Here is a 15,649-nt window from a genome sequence, read left to right on the forward strand (position 1 = left end):
GTCCTGTCCTGCTGCGGACGACGAAAGGGCGGCACCCCCTTTCGGGAGTGCCGCCCTTCTCGTACTGTGCGCGGGTGGCGCGACCAGCAGGGGGGACTAGAAGCCGCCCATGCCGCCCATGCCGCCCATGTCGTCGCCGCCGCCGGCAGGAGCTGCCTTCTCCGGCTTGTCGGCCACGACGGCCTCAGTGGTGAGGAACAGGCCCGCGATGGACGCCGCGTTCTGCAGCGCCGAACGGGTGACCTTCACGGGGTCGTTGACGCCGGCAGCCAGCAGGTCCTCGTAGACACCGGTAGCGGCGTTCAGGCCGTGACCGGCGGGGAGACCGCGGACCTTGTCGACGACGACGCCCGGCTCGAGGCCGGCGTTGAAGGCGATCTGCTTGAGCGGCGCGTCGATGGCGACGCGGACGATGTTCGCGCCCGTTGCCTCGTCACCCTCGAGCTGCAGGTTGGCGAAGGCCTTGGCGCCGGCCTGGATGAGGGCGACACCGCCACCGGCGACGATGCCCTCTTCGACGGCAGCCTTGGCGTTGCGCACTGCGTCCTCGATGCGGTGCTTGCGCTCCTTGAGTTCGACCTCGGTAGCGGCACCGGCCTTGATGACTGCAACGCCGCCGGCCAGCTTGGCCAGGCGTTCCTGCAGCTTCTCGCGGTCGTAGTCGGAGTCGGAGTTCTCGATCTCGGCGCGGATCTGGGCCACGCGACCGGCGATGGCGTCGGCGTCGCCGGCTCCCTCGACGATGGTGGTCTCGTCCTTGGTCACGACGACCTTGCGGGCGGTGCCGAGCAGGTCGAGGGTGGCGGTCTCGAGCTTGAGGCCGACTTCCTCGGCGATGACCTGGCCGCCGGTGAGGATCGCGATGTCGGCGAGCTGCGCCTTGCGGCGGTCACCGAAGCCCGGGGCCTTGACGGCGACGGACTTGAAGGTGCCGCGGATCTTGTTGACCACGAGGGTTGCGAGGGCTTCGCCTTCGATGTCCTCCGCGATGATCAGCAGCGGCTTGCCGGACTGCATGACCTTCTCGAGGACGGCGACGAGGTCCTTCACGTTGCTGATCTTCGAGTTGACGATCAGGATGTAGGGATCCTCGAGGACCGTCTCCTGGCGCTCGGCGTCGGTGACGAAGTAGCCCGAGATGTAGCCCTTGTCGAAGCGCATGCCCTCGGTGAGTTCGAGCTCGAGGCCGAAGGTGTTCGACTCCTCGACGGTGATGACGCCTTCCTTGCCCACCTTGTCGAGGGCTTCGGCGATCAGGTCACCGATCTGCGTGTCACCCGCGGAGATGGAGGCCGTGGCCGCGATCTCCTCCTTGGTCTCGATTTCCTTCGCGGAGGCGAGCAGCTCGTCGGTGACGGCCTTGACGGCCTTCTCGATGCCGCGCTTCAGGCTCAGGGGGTCAGCTCCGGCCGCGACGTTGCGCAGGCCTTCCTTGACGAGGGCCTGGGCGAGCACGGTGGCGGTGGTGGTTCCGTCGCCGGCGACGTCGTCCGTCTTCTTGGCAACTTCCTTGACGAGTTCTGCGCCGATCTTCTCGAACGGGTCGTCGAGCTCGATCTCCTTGGCGATGGACACGCCGTCGTTCGTGATGGTGGGGGCGCCCCACTTCTTCTCGAGTACGACGTTGCGGCCACGGGGGCCGAGCGTTACCTTGACGGCGTCAGCGAGGATGTTCAGGCCTCGCTCGAGGCCGCGTCGGGCCTCTTCATCAAAAGAAATGATCTTGGCCATAACGGCTTAGGTCCTTTCGGGACGGTTGCATTTCAGCACATCAATGCTTGCCTGCGTGTGGTGCCCGCGACGGCCGGGCGATGCCGGAACGATCTCTTTCACGTTCCTGCTTCACCCTCACCACAGAGGTTTGCCTGCTTCACCCGTCACGCGCTTCTTAGCAGTCTGCGCGCGCGAGTGCTAACTCAATAATTAGCACTCCCACCCCGTGAGTGCAAGCCGATCGGGCGCGTCGGAGTACCCTTGCCGTGCTGTCACACGGCGACTCCGGGACGCCGTTCGGGCTCCCCCTCGACCTGCGGATCACTGGAACTCGGGTCCGAGCACGACCGAGATATCCGGCGAGACATCCGCGCTGTCGACCAGGTTCGTGATGCCCAGATCTTCAGCCACCGCCTCGGCCCCGGCCCGCTGCGCCTCGCCGTTGTAGAAGACCACCGAGGCGTCCACGGGAGCGCCGGCCCAGTTCCCGGGAAGCGCCGAGGTCCAGCCGGCGGATGCCAGCCGGCCGGCTGCCACGGAGGCCAGACCGGGGGCACCCGTGCCGTTGAGGACGTTCACAGTCTGCGCGCGGTCGGCATCGTCCACCTCGTCCTGGGCCGTGCCGTCCGGGGACGGTTCCCCCGTCGCATCCGTGCCCGCGTCGTCGTTCGCCGTCGGGTCCGAGGCCGGGCCGGAGGCCGTGGACGATCCGGTTGCCGACGCCGCGGCGCCGCCTCCCGCGAGGCCCAGCCGGGGAAGGATGAAGTAGGAGCCCAGGCCGATCAGGAGCGCGAGGACCCCCACGGTGATCTTCAGGGCGAGGCCGCTCGATCCGGCCGGGATGAGCCGCTCCCGGTGGACGCCCTGACGCACGGGAGCCTCCGGGACCCTGTCGAACTCGTCCCGCGGGTGCTCGGTCATGGGTGAGGATGGTCCTTCGCTCGTTGGGCTGGCGGGCAGTTCTAGATGTCCGCGCCGAGACGGCGTGCCGAGCGTGCCTTCTGGCGGGTGGACCTCAACCGCCTCAGCCGCTTCACGAGCATGGGATCGTGCGCGAGCGCCGCCTCGGTGTCGATCAGCGCGTTGAGCACCTGGTAGTAGTGCGTGGCGGACATGTTGAACAGGTCCCGGATGGCCTGCTCCTTCGCACCGGAGTACTTCCACCACTCGCGTTCGAGGGCGAGCATCCGCTGCTCGCGGTCACCCAGGGCCGGCTTCTTGTCCTGTCCGGAGGGCGCATCGGCAGGCTGCCGCATCGGCTCAGCCATCTCCATTACCGCCTTCCTTCAATTGGCACAACTACTACTCAATGGTAGTGGGGAATTACAGGCATGTCATTCGAGCGGACGGCGCTCCGGCGCCGCGGAAGAATAGTGCCATGACCGACGACGGCGCCCTCTTCGACCTCCCTCCCTCCTCCACGACGGGCACGGCACGAAAGACCGGTCGCGGGAGGCCGCCGACCTCCTCCCCGCCCTCGCCCAACGAGTCGGTCTTCCCGTTCGCTGCTCCCGCGGGCATCGAGGAGCTGGTCCCCCAGGACTGGGCGGCCGCGCTCAAGCCCGTCGAACCGGTACTGCACCAGCTCGCAGCATCGCTCGCGGCGGATCTGGACAAGGGGCTGCGGATCCTTCCGGACGCGCCGCACATCCTGCGGGCGTTCACCACCCCGCTGGACAGGGTGCGCGTGGTCATCGTGGGGCAGGACCCGTACCCGACCGTGGGGCACGCCGTCGGGCTCAGCTTCGCCGTCGATCCCGCCACCCGGCCCCTTCCCCGCAGCCTCGCGAACATCTACCGGGAGCTGGCCGCAGACACGGGGGCGGCCCCGCCTGCCACGGGTGACCTGTCCGGCTGGACGGAGCAGGGGGTCCTGCTGCTCAACCGGGTGCTGACGGTCCGCGCCGGCGATCCGGCCTCGCACCGCGGGCTGGGCTGGGAGCTGGTGACCGACGCCGCCATCCGCGCGCTCGTGGCCCGGGGCGGTCCGCTCGTCGCCATCCTCTGGGGCAAGGACGCACTCCGCCTCAAACCCCTGCTCGGCGCGACGCCGACCGTGGAGTCCGCGCACCCCAGTCCCCTGTCGGCCTCCCGCGGATTCTTCGGCTCCCGGCCCTTCAGCCGCGTCAACGACCTGCTGGCACAGCAGGGCGCGGAGCCCATCGACTGGTCGCGGACCACCGCCGGCGGCAGGGAAGGCTAGTCAGGGCGGGCAGCACCGGCCGCGCCCCGGCTATCGCCGCCGGTTGCGCTGCCGCTCGTTCGAGCTGAGTTTGCGCGTGAACGGTCGTGCCAGGTTGTCGCCGAGAACGACTCCGGCGGCGATGGCCAGCACCACGGTCAGGGCGTTGAAGAGGCCGAGGGCGCCGTCGGACACCAATGCCGAGTCGAGGGTGAGCATGTACATCGAACGGAAGATGGTCAGCCCGGGATAGAGGAAGAGGACCGCGGGAACAGCGACGACGAGCTGGGGCGCACCGAGCCGGAGGGCGACGACGCGAGACAGCGCTCCGATCAGGATCGCGGCCAGCGCCGGCGCGAGGCGGTAGCCGACGCCTGCGGTCATCACGGTGATCAGGAAGAGGTACCCGGCCACCGCGACGAGCGACGTGGGGATCACCAGCTTCACGTCGGTCTGCTCGGCGATGCAGATCATCGCGACGGAGATGAAGACCAGCACCGCCACCACGGGCCACGGGTACTGGCTGCCCGAGGAGTCGAGGACCTCGAGTTCGGGTATGCCGAGCGCCGTTCCTGCGACGAGCGCGACGGCGATACCGGCGACCAGCGCCGCGAAGATGAGGATCGCCGAGAGGAACCGCCCCGCGGCCGTGACCGGGAAGCCGTTGATGGCGTCCTGCGTCGCGGAGACCAGCCTGCCGGTCGGCAGGAGCAGGAGGATGCCGCCCACCACGACGAGGGCCGGGGCGATCGGCACCTGCAGCCACCAGAACAGCATGGCGATCAAGGTGACGAGCGCCGACGAGGTCGCGACCGAGAAGAACTCGGGTACGCGCCACTCTCCGAGCTTCCGGCTCACCAGATCCACGAGGATGCAGCTGACGAAGCCGATGAGGGACGCCAGCACCGTGCCGCCGGTGAAGGCGACGATGGCCGCCGCGAAGATGCCGAACGCGGCCGTGACCATCCAGCGTGGGAAGGGCTTGGGCCGGTGGGTGATCTCGTCGAGCCGCTGGACCGCTTCGGTACGCGAGACGCCGCCGTCCGCGATATCGGAGACGAGGCGGTGGATGGCCGTGAGGCCCGCGTAGTTGTTCGTCCACGACCGGACCACCCGCAGCACCGTCGTCGGCGTCTGGTCCTTGGCCGAGTAGTTGAGCACCACCGACTGGTTGGTGATGTCCACCTCGATGTTGTCCAGGCCGAACGCCGCGGTCACGGCGATGATGCTCGTCTCGACCTCGAGCGCTCCCGCGCCGTACCGGAACATGGTCTCGGCGAGGCTGAGGGCGAAGTCCAGGGCCTTGCGGGCGCTGGCGTCGGGCCCGGCGACCTGGACCATCGGATTCGCGTAGGGACTGCCCGCCAGCCGCTCGACGATGCTCATGGCCTGGGTGGGGGGAGACTCCCCCTGCACCAGGCGGCGGAGCATGCTGCGGGCCGCGGCGTTGGGACGGCTCGACGACGGTACGCGCTCCGGTGTGGTGGGCAGGGCGTCCGCGGGCCGCGGAGCCGACTGGCGCTGGCGGCCCTGCCGAGGGGTCCTCGGCTCCGCTGCCGGGCGCTTCTTCGGTGGAACGGCAGCTCCCCGCGCCTTCCGCCCGCTCCCCCTGCCGGCGGCGAGCTTCTTCTTCTCGTCCTCACTCGGATCGAAGGGCCGCTGGATGACGGGGAGTGCCTCCGCCACCGGCGAAGGGTTGGTGGAAGGCGATCGACCGTCCTCCGGGGTGGAACCGTCTGTCACAGCGGCCTTTCATGCGTCACGCGCCGCGGCGTCCGCGGGCTCTTCCTCAGTAGAACGGCTGGTGCGTGCGTCGCCAGTACACCTGGCGCGCCACACGCTCCGCAATCGTGTTCCACACACGATACTTCCAGCCGCTGACCACGAAGTCGTAGCAGCCGACGAAGTCCGTGACGGTCTTGGTGAAGCTCGTCTTGAAGAGCCCCAGGCCGTGGTGCGGGTGGGCAGTGTCCTTGAGCCGATCACTCGGCGGAGTTCCACAGAAGTCGTACTCGACGATCCCGAACTCGTCCTTGAGGTCGTTGATGGCCCTCCACTGCACGAGGTGCGAATCCCCGTACTGTGAGCGCCCGGGCCGGGAACCGCCGTCCTTGTAGGTCCCCTTCGACCCGTAGTTGATGACGAACGCCCCCACCGACGGTTCGCCGTCCTCGTACACGAAGTAGAAACGTCCCTGTCCGGCGTCCACGAAGTTCTGCCAGAAACGGCTGTAGTACTCGAAGGAGCGCATGCGGGCCGCGGAACGGTCCTCGATGTGCGACATCAGGGAGTACATCGCCCGGAAGGTCTCCTGCGTCGGCTCCATGCGCCGGACCTCGACGCCCTCACGCATGGCCCGGCGAACGGCGTTGCGGCCCCGCGAGTGCAGGTTCCGCAGCAACTGGTTGGAGTCCGGTGTGGTGTCCAGGATGGCCGTGCTGTCGTTCGGCTGCAGATTGAACGTCTTGACGAGGCCCGCGGCACGGAATACCTCGCGCACCTCGGGACCGTCCACGAGGTCGGGCTCCACCTTGATGGCGAAGACGCGGTGCCCCTCGCGCCGGGCGAGGTCGGCCACGGCCCGCACGGCCGCCGGGACGTCACCCGCCTCGGTGACCGCCGGTCCCTTGATGAGGTACCAGAGGGCCCCGAGCAGGGGCACCCTCTTCTCGAGGATGAGGTTGTGGCTCGTCGAGTCCGGGCCCTCGAGGACCAGGAACCGGGGCCGCCACCCGTGGTGCGACTTGACCTCCGCGAACGCCGCGGACTGGAGCACGTTGCCGCCGCCCGGATTGGACGTCACCAGCGCATCCCAGTTCTGCTGCTCCGTCGTGGTGGCGAAACGGGCGCTGAAGTCGGCCAAGATTCCTCATTTACTGTGGGCGGCGAGCGAAGGACGCCCTCAAGTCTAGCGGCTGTGTACCTGCCTCCCGTGGATCCGGCACCGATGTTGCCTGGGGGAACTGTCTGTCCTGTACTCGCTTCCTAAGGGTGGTTAGCATCAGGAGCATGGACTTCAGATACCTCGGCAACAGCGGCTTCAAGATCTCGGAAATCACCTACGGCAACTGGCTCACCCACGGCTCGCAGATCGAGAACGACGTCGCGACGCAGTGCGTGCGTGCTGCGCTCGACGTGGGCATCACCACGTTCGACACCGCGGACGTCTACGCGAACACGGCAGCGGAGACCGTGCTCGGCGAAGCACTGAAGGGCGAGCGCCGCCAGTCGCTCGAGATCTTCACGAAGGTCTGGGGACCCACGGGCCCCAAAGGACACAACGACGTGGGGCTCTCCCGCAAGCACATTCTGGAGTCGATCGACGGCTCGCTGCAGCGCCTCCAGACCGACTACGTGGACCTCTACCAGGCGCACCGGTACGACCACGAGACGCCGCTCGAGGAGACGATGCAGGCCTTCGCCGACATCGTGCGCCAGGGCAAGGCCCTCTACATCGGCGTCAGCGAGTGGACGGCCCAGCAGATCCGCGACGGCGCCGCCCTCGCGAAGGACCTCGGTTTCCAGCTCATCTCCAACCAGCCCCAGTACTCGATGCTGTGGCGCGTCATCGAGGGAGAGGTCATCCCCACCTCCGAGGAACTCGGACTGTCCCAGATCGTTTGGTCCCCAGTGGCACAGGGCGTCCTGACCGGCAAGTACACGCCGGGCCGGCAGCCGGAGCAGGGGACCCGCGCCTCGGACGACAAGGGCGGCGCCGACATGATCAAGCGCTGGATGGACGACGACGTCCTTGCGGGCGTCCAGAAGCTCGCGCCCATCGCCGACGGCGTGGGGCTGACGATGGCGCAGCTGGCCATCGCGTGGGTCCTGCAGAACAGCAACGTGGCCTCGGCGATCATCGGGGCCTCACGCCCCGAGCAGGTGGAGTCGAATGCCGCCGCTGCCGGCGTGAAGCTGGAGGACGATGTCCTGAAGGCGATCGACGACGCGATCGGCGGCCTCGCCGAGACGGACGTCGCGAAGACGGTGTCCCCCGAGACGCGGCCGGTCTGATGGCGGGCCCTGCGACGCTCAACGTCGCGGTCACCGGTTCCAACGGCAAGCTCGGGCGGAGCGTCGTCCGCGGCCTGCGCGAGGCCGGTCACACCGTCCTGGAGCTCGATCAGCACGGCGAGCGCGGCCCCGGGTTCCTGCGGATCGACCTGCGCGACTACGGCCAGGTCCTCGACGCCCTCCTCGGCGTGGACGACCGGCACAGCGGGTTGGACGCCGTCGTGCACCTCGGGGCGATTCCGGCTCCGGGACTGCAGGCCGACGCAGCGATCTTCCACAACAACATGACGGCCACGTACAACGTCTTCCAGGCATGCCGGCGGGCCGGGATCAAGCGGATCGTCTACGCGTCGAGCGAGACCGTGCTCGGGCTCCCCTTCGAGACCCCTCCCCCGTACCTCCCTGTGGACGAGGAGTACCCTGCACGGCCCGAGAGCACCTATTCGCTGGTCAAGCACCTCGAGGAACAGCTGGCCATCGAGCTGGCACGGTGGGATCCGGACCTGAGCATCAGTGCCCTGCGGTTCTCGAACGTCATGGACCCCGAGGACTACGCCGAGTTCCCCTCCTTCGACGCCGACGCGACTGCACGCAAGTGGAACCTGTGGGGCTACATCGACGGCCGCGACGGCGCCCAGGCGGTGGAGAAGGCCCTGCAGAATGCGGCGCCCGGCTTCGACCGCTTCATCATCGCTGCCGCTGACACCGTGATGAGCCGCGCGAGCGCGGACCTCGCCGCGGAGGTGTACCCCGGCGTGCAGGTGGTCCGGGACGTGGGTGGGCACGAAACGCTCCTCTCCATCGACAAGGCGCGGCGCGTCCTCGGGTACGAACCCCGGCACAGCTGGCGCGACCGCGACTAGCAGGACCTGCGCCCGATCGGGGCGGCGGTGGGGAACTGTCGTCCGGGCCGATTCATCAGTAGGCTGATGATCGAAGGATGCACAGCACCGACGAAAGGCAGAGATGATGACCGAGAACCTTCCCGATGAGGAACTGACCATCGTGGGCGAAGAGCCCGACGTGCCGAACGACTCGCTTGCTCCCGAGGCCTTCGATCCGGTCCTCGAGGGCCGGCCCGACGACTACCCCGACGCCGCGGAGAACAATCCGGACCGGTGGCAGGATGACCCCCTCCTGCAGGACGAGCCCAGCGCGGCCGTGACCGGCGACGACGAGAACGACTTCGACGAGAACGGCGTCAGCGCGATCGGCGAGGAAGGGTACCTGAGCGACCAGACCCTCCGCGAGGAGACGGCCGAGGCCCGTTACCGGCACGGGGACGAGCAGTATCCGCCGGAGGAGCCGATGCTCGGTGAAGCCTCCGCGGACGTCGACTTCGGCATGATGGAGGACGACGAGGTCGACGCGAGCGACGACCCCGCGAACCGTGGCGGGTCGCCGCTGAGCGCGATGGACGAGCAGGACATCAAGTAACGCCCTCGAACGGAACGCTGCGAAGCCCCGGGAACTCCCCGGGGCTTCGTCATGTCCGGGGCTGCCCGCCGAAGTCCCCGCCGCGCGCCTCGCGCAGGGCGCCGGGAGCCGCCGGGGTACCGCCGACGGCGCAGTGCCTCGGGTGGTCGGCCTCCGGCACCCCGGGGTTCCGGATGCTGACGGCGGCCAGGAGTCCGCCCGCGATCAGTACTCCGGCACCGAGAAGGCATGCGGTACCGAATCCGGCTTCGAAGGTCCTCGGGTCGTCGTAGGCGTCTCCTGTCAGACCTGCGGCGGCCGGCAGGACGGCGATCGCGATGAGGCCCGCCGCCCGCGCGACGGCGTTGTTGACACCGGAGGCGAGCCCCGCCTGACGTTCCGGCACCGAGGACAGCGCCGTCGACGTCAGGGGCGCGACGAGCAGCGACAGCCCGAGGCCGAGCACGATCACCGGCGGGAGCACGTCCCGCAGATAGGACGCCTCCTCGCCGATCCGCAGCATGAGGACCAGTGACACGGCGCAGATGAGCGGACCGACCGCCATCGGGATGCGAGGGCCGATCCGGGAGCTGAGCGCGCCTGCCCGGGGTGACAGGACGAGCATCAGCGCCGTGATCGGCAGCATCGCAGTGCCGGACGCCACCGGGCTGAAGCCCGCCACGACCTGCAGATGGACGACGAGCAGGAAGAAGATGCCACCGAACACCGCGTAGATGAGGAACGTGACGGCGTTCGCCGCACGGAACTGCCGATTGCCGAAGATGCGCAGGGGCAGCATCGGATTCGCGGTGCGCCGCTCCACCGCGAGGAAGGCTACGGCCGCAGCGAGTCCCAGGAACCCGGACGCGAGGACTCCGGCGGACAACACGCCGTGGTCGGGCGCTTCGATCAGCGCGTAGGTCGTGCCGGCGAGCGCGAGCGCCCCGAGGGCTGCCCCGGCGATGTCGAGCCTGCCCGTCGCGTCGGAGTCACGGGTCTCCGGGACATGCCGCACGGCGATCCAGACGACGGCGGCCGCGACGGGGACATTGATGAGGAAGACCCAGCGCCAGGAGACGCTTTCGACGAGCCAGCCGCCGAGGAAGGGCCCGATGGCGGTGGCCACGCCCCCCAGTCCGGACCACGCTCCGATGGCCCGTGCACGATCCTCGCCCGAGAAGGCGGCCTGGAGGATCGCGAGGCTGCCCGGCGTGAGCAGGGCCCCTCCGACGCCCTGGAGGGCACGCGCCGCGATGAGCAGGCCGGCATCCGGAGCCAGCCCGCACAGCAGGGAGGCGACGGCGAACCAGATGACGCCGACCACGAAGACGCGCCGCCGCCCGAACCGGTCCCCCAGCGCCCCGCCGAGCAGGATGAAGGAGGCGAGCGTCAGGGTGTAGCCGGTGACCATCCACTGCAGGGCCGAGAAACCCGTGCCCAGGTCCCGCCCGATCGTCGGCAGGGCCACGTTGACGACGGTGGCATCGATACCGGCGATACCCGAACCCAGGACCGTCGCGACCAGGATCCATCGCCCGGAGGCCGTTCCCATCCGGATTCCACTCATGGCCCACCATCCGTCCACGCCCCGCGGTGCCGCGGGCGCACGCACAGTGTCGCACCGCCGTCGCCCATCCTCCAGTCCGCACGCCTCCGCGCCGGGCCAGTGACACGGGACACATCCGGAATAGCCCCCGGCCGGCGCCGGTTACCGACCAGTAGGAAACGACCCGGAAAGTAGGAACGCATGAAGCTGTTCTCCCCCCTGACCCTCGGCACGCTCGAACTCCCCAACCGCGTGGTGATGGCGCCGCTCACGCGCGTCCGCTCGGGCGAGGCCGGCATCCCCGGGGACATCGTCGTCGAGCACTACCGCCAGCGCGCCTCCCTCGGTCTCATCGTCAGCGAGGGAACCTACCCCAGCCATGCCGGGCAGGGCTTCCCCGGGCAGCCGGGACTGATCGAGGACGAGCAGCTCGCAGGCTGGAAGCGCGTCACGGACGCCGTGCACGCGGACGGCGGTCGCATCGTCGCCCAGGTCATGCACGCGGGCCGCGTGACGCACCCCGACACGAACGGCGGCTACGAGGTCGTGGCCCCGAGCGCCGTCGCCATCGAGGGGACCACGCGGACCAGCACGGGCAAGCAGCCCTATCCGGTGCCGCATGCCCTCACCACCGAGGAACTGCCGGGCATCATCGAGGAGTTCGTGACGGCCTCGCGCAAGGCGATCGACATCGCCGGGTTCGACGGCGTCGAACTCCACGGCGCGAACGGGTACCTGCTGCACGAGTTCCTCTCCCCCGAGTCCAACCAGCGGAAGGACGCCTACGGCGGATCGCCCGAGAAGCGCGCGCAGTTCGTGATCGAACTCGTCACCGCGGTGGCAGCGGAAGTCGGAGCAGAGAAGGTCGGCCTCCGCATCTCGCCCGCCCACAACATCCAGGACGCCCTGGAGACCGACGCCGCCGATGTCCTGGCGACGTACGGGACGCTCGTCGACGCCCTCGCACCGCTGAACCTCGCCTACCTCAGCGTCCTGCACGCCGAGCCGACCGGGGCCCTGATCCAGGACCTCCGGAAGCGCTTCGGCGGACCTTTCCTGATCAACAGTGGCTTCGGACTCATCACCAACCGCGAGGAGGCCATCGCCATCCTCGAGGACGGTGTAGGAGACGCCGTCGTCGTCGGCCGCCCGGCCATCGCGAACCCCGACCTCGCCCGCCGCTGGCGCGAGAACCTTCCGGAGAACGAGCCGAACCCGGCCACGTTCTACTCCACCGGAGCCGAGGGCTACACGGACTACCCGTTCTACGACAGCTCGGCCAACAGCAACTAGGACACCACCTGGACAGGCCCGGACAGGGCCTGCCTGCATCGCCGGAAGGCGCTCCCGTCACGCGACGGGGGCGCCTTCTTCCGCTGGCACGCCGTGCCGGCGACGCCCCCGCCGGGCTGCCCATGTCGCGACGTGCGGGTACCGGGCCACCGCCCATCCGACCAGGAGCGCTGCCGCGAGGTGCGTGTGCAGCAGGAGCATCACCTCGGGTGAATGCCCTCCCGTAGTGCCGGTCCCCACCGGCACGTCGCCGCCGTGGTGGCCCTCAGTTCCGGGAACGCTCGACGACGGCGCCTCCGCCAGACCGCCGAGCAGCCAGTGCAGGACCTGCTGCGCCGCTCCGAGGAGGAGCAGGAGCGCCCAGACGGGGAACCTGCCCTGAGCCACGATCGCTGCAGCCAGCACCGCGAGCGCGGCCAGCCCGCCGAGGATCGGCGCGGTCGGCAGGATGCCACCGGAGACCGCATGTGCAGTGAGTCCCAGGGCCAGCGACGCGAGACCAGCCGCAGCCGCCCCCACGATCCGCGTACGGCGCAGCACGTCCGCTCCGCCCGTCTCCCCCTGTGTCTCCATCCCACGATGGTAAGCATGCTGATGACGCCGCGTCACGTGGGGCATCGCGCTTATGCGCCGGTCGGCGGATCCGTACACTGACGGCAAGGGAGCTTACTTTCCCCCGAACCGAGAGGACCAGTGCATGTCAGAGAAGCCGAGCGACGACGACCGCATCCACAACGAAGCACCCGCAGAGGGCGACCAGGAGGCCGCCACGGAGGACATCCGCGTGCACGCCGAGGATCCCGCCGAGGGAGCGGATCCCGACGACCAGGATGGTGCGGGCAGCTAGCACCACCTGCCCGAGGAGGACCTCGTGACAGAGGGAAGCGCCGGTCATCGACCGGCGCTTCCCTCTGTCACGCCCCCGTGCACGGATTGTGCGGGAACACCTCGGACCCTGGGGGATCCCGGGTGACGCGTCAGCGCGTCCCTTCGACGATCTCGCCGAACGGAACCTCCTTGGACGTCTCGGCGCCACGGTCGAGAGCCTGGTTGCTGATGAGGATGCCGTGCTTGCCCTCGGCCACCGACTGCTTCATGACCATCAGGACCGTCTCGGCGAAACCCTCGTCCTGGGCCTCGAGGTAACGGATGTACGCGGGCGGAAAATTCTCGGGAACTGTGAGCATGACCCCACGCTACCCGCCGCCACCCACGCGTGCCGAGTGATTTTCAAGCCCGGCAGCGCACCCGGAAATCCTTCTCAGCCGTGGGTCGAGGGTGATAGACCATGAGGGTCCTTGGTATCTCCGGTAGGCCGCCCTCACCGGAGGCCACCACCTCTGACACGACAGGGGAGCCTCGTGACGCACCGACTCATCGATCACGCCCATCTGTTCGAACTGCCCGGCCCCTGGACCACCATCTATGCCGAGGGCAGCACCGGCACGGTGGACGGGCTGGCGAACGACGAGATCCTTCCGCGCAGCATCGCCCCAATCTCCCCCTACCCGTCGGGGGCGCTCGAGCAGAAGCCCATCGCTGCCCTCCTGCGCTGGCCGACGGGCCCCGACGTGCCGGCAGCGGTCTAGTGCCGGAGGACACGGCCGACACCGTCGCCGACTTCGTCGTCCGCCACCTCACCGCCTGGCGCGTGGACCGGATCTTCGGTTACAGCGGAGACGGCATCAATCCCCTGCTCGGTGCGCTGCGCCGGGCAGGGGCACCGGCCTTCATCCAGGCGCGCCACGAGGAGGCCGCGGCCTTCATGGCCGTGGCGCACGCCAAGTACACCGGTGGAGTGGACGTTGTCACGGCCACCCAGGGGCCCGGAGCGGTCCACCTGCTCAACGGCCTGTACGACGCGCGCATGGACAGCGTGCCCGTCGTCGCCGTCATCGGGCAGCAGAGCCAGACCGTGCTCGGTTCCGCCTATCAGCAGGAGATCGATCTCCTCAGTCTGTTCAAGGATGTGGCGTCGGAGTTCCGCCAGCAGGTGGCGAGTCCGGAACAGTTACCCATGGTCCTCGACCGGGCTTTCAAGGCCGCCCTGGCCACGCGGTCACCCGCCGTGGTCATCCTCCCGCACGACGTCCAGCAGGCACCCGCCCCCGAGACGCCGCACGAGCACGGGGTGGTGCCGTCGTCGCCCGTGTGGTCGTTGGGGTGCGTCTCTCCCCGGGAGACCGACCTGCACGACGCCGCCGCCGTCCTGAACGCTGGACGGAAGATCGCGTTGCTCGTCGGGCAGGGCGCCGCCCACGCCCAGCAGGAAGTGCTCGCTGTCGCGGACCGGCTGGGAGCCGGGATCACGACGAGCCTGCTCGGCAAGCCGTATGTCGACGAGTCGCGTCCCTTCGTGACCGGCACCATGGGCCACCTGGGCACGACGGCGAGTGCCTTCCTTCTGGACAACTGCGACACCCTGCTGATCATCGGCTCGAACGACCCCTGGACCGAGTACTACCCGGCACCGGGGCAGGCCCGCGCTGTCCAGATCGACATCGATCCCAAGGCCATCGGCAACCGGTATCCGGTGGAGGTGGCACTGCATGGCGACGCCGCGGAGACTCTCTCCTCACTGCTCGTCCTGCTGCACGGCCAGCAGGACCACACGTGGCGGGAAGAGGTCGAGGAGCAGGTGCGCCGATGGGACCGGGTGTCCACCGAGCGCGCCATGACTCCGGCCGAGCCCGTGAATCCCGAGCGCGTGGTGCATGAACTCAACGCCCTCCTGCCGCGGGATGCGCAGGTCGCCGTCGATGTCGGAAGCTGCGTGTACTGGTACGCGCGGCAACTCCGGCTGCCCCGGGGCGTTCCTGCCCACCTGTCGAGCACGCTCGGGTGCATGGGCGCGGGTGTCCCCTACGGCATCGCCGCGAAGCTCGCCAGCCCCAGCCGTCCCGTCGTCGTGCTCGCGGGGGACGGAGCGATGCAGATGGCGGGACTCGCAGAACTCGTGACAGTGGCCACGCTGTGGCGCGACTGGGCCGATCCCCGCTTCGTGGTGTGCGTCTTCTCCAACCGGGACCTCGCGGAGGTCTCCTGGGAGCAGCGGGAGATGGAGGGCGAGCCCCGCTTCGAAGCCAGCCAGGCCCTGCCCGACGTCGACTGCGCCGCCCATGCGCAGCTGCTCGGCCTCGATGGCGTCCGCGTGACGGACCCGGACGACCTCGCCGGTGCCTGGCAACGGGCCTTCTCGGCGGACCGGCCGTTCGTCCTCGACGTCGTCACCGACCCGGACGTACCGCTGCTGCCCCCGTTCCCGGCAGGCGCGGCGAAACTCGATCCCATCCGCGGAGCACTGGAGGCGGAACCGGCGGGCAGCGCCGCGGGCCTCGTGCAGCGCTATGCGGACATCGAGGAGGGCACGGGTTCGTCATAGGACCTGCCCCTACCCTCCGCCGCCTCGCTCTTCCACCGATCGGCCACCCGATTCCTTCGATTGCTGTCCATCCGGCCCTTGGGTAGCGTCGGAACCCGGCGTG

The 15,649-nt window shown here is 69.1% G+C and carries 16 protein-coding genes; 8 read left to right on the forward strand and 8 right to left on the reverse strand.

All coding sequences use genetic code 11. The annotated features are described in order from the left end of the window. Positions 1-96: 96 nt before the first annotated feature. The 3 genes from groL to ACX80J_RS15515 form a co-directional block, all read right to left on the reverse strand. Complete coding sequence (groL, locus tag ACX80J_RS15505) at positions 97-1,731, reverse strand: chaperonin GroEL (protein WP_301228926.1); 1,635 nt, start codon at positions 1,729-1,731, stop codon at positions 97-99. A 303-nt stretch (positions 1,732-2,034) separates the two neighbouring features. Continuing rightward, positions 2,035-2,634, reverse strand: coding sequence for a LytR C-terminal domain-containing protein (locus ACX80J_RS15510; protein WP_459348385.1), 600 nt, complete (start codon positions 2,632-2,634; stop codon positions 2,035-2,037). Positions 2,635-2,675: 41 nt separating this feature from the next. Beyond that, on the reverse strand, positions 2,676-2,981 hold the full coding sequence (locus tag ACX80J_RS15515) for a DUF3263 domain-containing protein (protein ID WP_459348406.1): 306 nt from the start codon (positions 2,979-2,981) through the stop codon (positions 2,676-2,678). A gap of 110 nt (positions 2,982-3,091) precedes the next feature. On the opposite strand from ACX80J_RS15515, the gene ACX80J_RS15520 reads away from it, so the two are divergent. Further along, entirely contained in the window at positions 3,092-3,916 is an 825-nt protein-coding gene (locus ACX80J_RS15520; RefSeq protein ID WP_459348386.1) for a uracil-DNA glycosylase, read from the forward strand. 30 nt (positions 3,917-3,946) lie between these two features. Here ACX80J_RS15520 and ACX80J_RS15525 read toward each other — a convergent pair whose 3' ends face one another. Both ACX80J_RS15525 and ACX80J_RS15530 read right to left on the reverse strand, forming a co-directional pair. Further along, on the reverse strand, positions 3,947-5,326 hold the full coding sequence (locus tag ACX80J_RS15525) for a threonine/serine exporter family protein (RefSeq protein WP_459345150.1): 1,380 nt from the start codon (positions 5,324-5,326) through the stop codon (positions 3,947-3,949). Between the two features lie 358 nt (positions 5,327-5,684). Next, the gene (locus ACX80J_RS15530; RefSeq protein ID WP_459344784.1) at positions 5,685-6,758 is read right to left on the reverse strand and encodes a lipid II:glycine glycyltransferase FemX; all 1,074 of its coding nucleotides are present in this window, start codon (positions 6,756-6,758) and stop codon (positions 5,685-5,687) included. 146 nt (positions 6,759-6,904) lie between these two features. On the opposite strand from ACX80J_RS15530, the gene ACX80J_RS15535 reads away from it, so the two are divergent. The 3 genes from ACX80J_RS15535 to ACX80J_RS15545 all read left to right on the forward strand — a co-directional run bounded on the left by ACX80J_RS15535 (position 6,905) and on the right by ACX80J_RS15545 (position 9,346). Continuing rightward, on the forward strand, positions 6,905-7,909 hold the full coding sequence (locus ACX80J_RS15535) for an aldo/keto reductase family protein (RefSeq protein WP_459344783.1): 1,005 nt from the start codon (positions 6,905-6,907) through the stop codon (positions 7,907-7,909). After that, positions 7,909-8,772, forward strand: a complete 864-nt coding sequence (locus tag ACX80J_RS15540; protein ID WP_459344782.1) for an NAD-dependent epimerase/dehydratase family protein — start codon at positions 7,909-7,911, stop codon at positions 8,770-8,772. The genes ACX80J_RS15535 and ACX80J_RS15540 overlap by 1 nt, the downstream gene beginning before the upstream one ends. A gap of 106 nt (positions 8,773-8,878) precedes the next feature. Continuing rightward, positions 8,879-9,346: a hypothetical protein gene (locus ACX80J_RS15545; RefSeq protein WP_459344781.1), complete on the forward strand. Its 468-nt coding sequence runs from the start codon at positions 8,879-8,881 to the stop codon at positions 9,344-9,346. Positions 9,347-9,395: 49 nt separating this feature from the next. Here ACX80J_RS15545 and ACX80J_RS15550 read toward each other — a convergent pair whose 3' ends face one another. After that, positions 9,396-10,892 (reverse strand): MFS transporter, encoded by a 1,497-nt coding sequence (locus tag ACX80J_RS15550; RefSeq protein ID WP_459348387.1) that lies wholly within the window; start codon positions 10,890-10,892, stop codon positions 9,396-9,398. Between the two features lie 180 nt (positions 10,893-11,072). On the opposite strand from ACX80J_RS15550, the gene ACX80J_RS15555 reads away from it, so the two are divergent. Beyond that, positions 11,073-12,164: an alkene reductase gene (locus ACX80J_RS15555; RefSeq protein ID WP_459348388.1), complete on the forward strand. Its 1,092-nt coding sequence runs from the start codon at positions 11,073-11,075 to the stop codon at positions 12,162-12,164. 57 nt (positions 12,165-12,221) lie between these two features. Here the strand turns inward: ACX80J_RS15555 and ACX80J_RS15560 are convergent, their stop codons facing one another. Beyond that, complete coding sequence (locus ACX80J_RS15560; protein WP_459348389.1) at positions 12,222-12,737, reverse strand: hypothetical protein; 516 nt, start codon at positions 12,735-12,737, stop codon at positions 12,222-12,224. Between the two features lie 124 nt (positions 12,738-12,861). On the opposite strand from ACX80J_RS15560, the gene ACX80J_RS15565 reads away from it, so the two are divergent. Further along, positions 12,862-13,011 (forward strand): hypothetical protein, encoded by a 150-nt coding sequence (locus tag ACX80J_RS15565; protein WP_459344777.1) that lies wholly within the window; start codon positions 12,862-12,864, stop codon positions 13,009-13,011. Between the two features lie 130 nt (positions 13,012-13,141). On the opposite strand, the gene ACX80J_RS15570 is transcribed toward ACX80J_RS15565, so the two are convergent. Beyond that, a complete protein-coding gene (locus tag ACX80J_RS15570; RefSeq protein WP_459313803.1) occupies positions 13,142-13,351 on the reverse strand; it encodes a hypothetical protein in 210 nt (69 codons plus the stop codon). Positions 13,352-13,525: 174 nt separating this feature from the next. Between ACX80J_RS15570 and ACX80J_RS15575 the strand changes: the two genes are divergently transcribed. Both ACX80J_RS15575 and ACX80J_RS15580 read left to right on the forward strand, forming a co-directional pair. After that, positions 13,526-13,753: a hypothetical protein gene (locus ACX80J_RS15575; RefSeq protein WP_459348390.1), complete on the forward strand. Its 228-nt coding sequence runs from the start codon at positions 13,526-13,528 to the stop codon at positions 13,751-13,753. Further along, the gene (locus tag ACX80J_RS15580; protein ID WP_459348391.1) at positions 13,753-15,546 is read left to right on the forward strand and encodes a thiamine pyrophosphate-requiring protein; all 1,794 of its coding nucleotides are present in this window, start codon (positions 13,753-13,755) and stop codon (positions 15,544-15,546) included. Before ACX80J_RS15575 ends, ACX80J_RS15580 begins: the two co-directional genes overlap by 1 nt. Positions 15,547-15,649 lie beyond the last annotated feature (103 nt).

This window comes from Arthrobacter rhamnosi, assembly GCF_054510975.1.

Coding starts and splice junctions, on each gene's coding strand:
- groL (WP_301228926.1), bottom strand. CDS start 1,731: ATGGCCAAGATCATTTCTTTTGATGAAGAGGCCCGACGCGGCCTCGAG.
- ACX80J_RS15510 (WP_459348385.1), bottom strand. CDS start 2,634: ATGACCGAGCACCCGCGGGACGAGTTCGACAGGGTCCCGGAGGCTCCC.
- ACX80J_RS15515 (WP_459348406.1), bottom strand. CDS start 2,981: ATGGCTGAGCCGATGCGGCAGCCTGCCGATGCGCCCTCCGGACAGGAC.
- ACX80J_RS15520 (WP_459348386.1), top strand. CDS start 3,092: ATGACCGACGACGGCGCCCTCTTCGACCTCCCTCCCTCCTCCACGACG.
- ACX80J_RS15525 (WP_459345150.1), bottom strand. CDS start 5,326: ATGCTCCGCCGCCTGGTGCAGGGGGAGTCTCCCCCCACCCAGGCCATG.
- ACX80J_RS15535 (WP_459344783.1), top strand. CDS start 6,905: ATGGACTTCAGATACCTCGGCAACAGCGGCTTCAAGATCTCGGAAATC.
- ACX80J_RS15540 (WP_459344782.1), top strand. CDS start 7,909: ATGGCGGGCCCTGCGACGCTCAACGTCGCGGTCACCGGTTCCAACGGC.
- ACX80J_RS15545 (WP_459344781.1), top strand. CDS start 8,879: ATGACCGAGAACCTTCCCGATGAGGAACTGACCATCGTGGGCGAAGAG.
- ACX80J_RS15550 (WP_459348387.1), bottom strand. CDS start 10,892: ATGAGTGGAATCCGGATGGGAACGGCCTCCGGGCGATGGATCCTGGTC.
- ACX80J_RS15555 (WP_459348388.1), top strand. CDS start 11,073: ATGAAGCTGTTCTCCCCCCTGACCCTCGGCACGCTCGAACTCCCCAAC.
- ACX80J_RS15560 (WP_459348389.1), bottom strand. CDS start 12,737: ATGGAGACACAGGGGGAGACGGGCGGAGCGGACGTGCTGCGCCGTACG.
- ACX80J_RS15565 (WP_459344777.1), top strand. CDS start 12,862: ATGTCAGAGAAGCCGAGCGACGACGACCGCATCCACAACGAAGCACCC.
- ACX80J_RS15570 (WP_459313803.1), bottom strand. CDS start 13,351: ATGCTCACAGTTCCCGAGAATTTTCCGCCCGCGTACATCCGTTACCTC.